The organism is Falsiroseomonas oryziterrae (assembly GCF_021864505.1).
Taxonomy (GTDB): Bacteria; Pseudomonadota; Alphaproteobacteria; order Acetobacterales; family Acetobacteraceae; genus Falsiroseomonas; species Falsiroseomonas oryziterrae.
Genome location: NZ_JAKJIB010000563.1, coordinates 1 through 1,425 on the forward strand (window position 1 = coordinate 1; position 1,425 = coordinate 1,425).

Annotated in this window: 4 protein-coding genes; 3 read left to right on the forward strand and 1 reads right to left on the reverse strand. The window is 74.2% G+C overall.

All coding sequences use genetic code 11. The annotated features are described in order from the left end of the window. From L2I40_RS23160 to L2I40_RS23170, 3 genes are all read left to right on the forward strand, one after another. Positions 1-543 (forward strand): HAD-IC family P-type ATPase (locus L2I40_RS23160; RefSeq protein WP_237217713.1); only part of this gene is annotated, 543 nt, incomplete at its 5' end. A 5-nt stretch (positions 544-548) separates the two neighbouring features. Continuing rightward, the gene (locus tag L2I40_RS23165) at positions 549-962 is read left to right on the forward strand and encodes a MerR family transcriptional regulator (RefSeq protein WP_237217714.1); all 414 of its coding nucleotides are present in this window, start codon (positions 549-551) and stop codon (positions 960-962) included. Further along, positions 962-1,159: a heavy-metal-associated domain-containing protein gene (locus tag L2I40_RS23170; protein WP_237217715.1), complete on the forward strand. Its 198-nt coding sequence runs from the start codon at positions 962-964 to the stop codon at positions 1,157-1,159. The genes L2I40_RS23165 and L2I40_RS23170 overlap by 1 nt, the downstream gene beginning before the upstream one ends. A gap of 44 nt (positions 1,160-1,203) precedes the next feature. Here L2I40_RS23170 and L2I40_RS23175 read toward each other — a convergent pair. Beyond that, positions 1,204-1,425 (reverse strand): hypothetical protein (locus L2I40_RS23175; RefSeq protein WP_237217716.1); only part of this gene is annotated, 222 nt, incomplete at its 5' end.

The following is a 1,425-nucleotide window of genomic DNA, read 5'->3' on the forward strand; positions in this document are numbered from 1 at the left end:
GTCCGGGGTTCGGCCCTGCCCTCTCCCGACCTGACGGGCGTCGGGGTCGCGATGCTGTCGGGCGACGTGCGGCCCGCGGCGGAGGCGGCGGCGGCGCGGCTCGGCATCGACCGCGTCGCGGCGGAGGTGCTGCCCGAGGGCAAGGCGGCCCAGGTCGCCGCGTGGAAGTCCGAGGGCGCGCGCGTCGCCATGGTGGGCGACGGCGTGAACGACGCGGCGGCGCTGGCCGCGGCCGATCTCGGCGTCGCGATGGGCACGGGAACGGACGTCGCGATCGCCGCGTCCGGGGTCACGCTGATGCGCGGCGATCCGGGTCTGGTGCCGGCAGCGCTCGAGATCACGCGGAAAACATACTCGAAGGTGAAGGGAAACCTGGCATGGGCGTTCGTCTACAACCTGATCGGCCTGCCGCTGGCCGCGCTGGGGCTGCTGTCGCCCGAGCTGGCGGGTGCTGCGATGGCGATGTCGTCGGTGTCGGTGGTGGGGAACGCGCTGCTGCTGGCGCGATGGACACCGCGAGCCACACCGTCCCCGCTGGGGTGAGCCGGATGCGGCTGGGGCCGCAGGGCGAGATGACGATCGGCGAGGCGTCTGCGCGGTCGGGCGTCTCCGCCAAGATGATCCGCCACTACGAGTCGATCGGGCTGATCGAGGCGGAGCGTCGCGCGAACGGCTACCGAACCTACACCGGGCAGGACGTGGCGGTGCTGCGCTTCATCCGCCACGCGCGGGAACTCGCCTTCCCGCTCGAGGATGTGCGCCGCCTTCTCGAGCTGTGGCGCGACCGGTCGCGCACGGCGGGCGACGTGAAGCGCATGGCGCTGGCGCATGTGGAGGCGCTGGAGGCGAAATCCGCTGCGCTCGCCGCGATGGCGGCCAGCCTGCGGCATCTGGCGCAGTGCTGCGCCGGCGACGACCGGCCCGACTGCCCCATCATCGCCGAGCTGGAAAGGCAGGACTGATGACCGTGGAGCTGAAGGTCGCGGGCCTGACCTGCGGCCATTGCGTGAGGGCGGTGACCGAGGCGATCCGGGCGAAGGACCCGGTGGCGCAGGTCGAGGTGCTGCTGGACCGCGGCGTGGTGCGCGCGCGCACCACCCTGCCCGCTGCGGCGGTCGCGGCGGCCGTCACGGCGGAAGGCTACAGCGTCGCCCCGTGAGGGGCGCCGTCGTTCTCAGCGCCCCGTGAGGGGCGCCGTCGTCCTCAGCGCCGCTTCGGCCGGTCGCGGCTGACATCAACCGGGCCGCCGCGCTGCGCCGACAGCTCGGACCGCTCGCCGATCTGGACGTCGTTCGTCCCGAGGCCATCGCCGGGGGCGATCGGGTCGTCGATGGTGCCGGCCGCGCGGTCGTCGCGCCCGCGCGATCCCTCCGTCGCCGCGACGCCGCCCGGGTTCGTGCCCCGCGGGACCGTGCGCGCCCGATC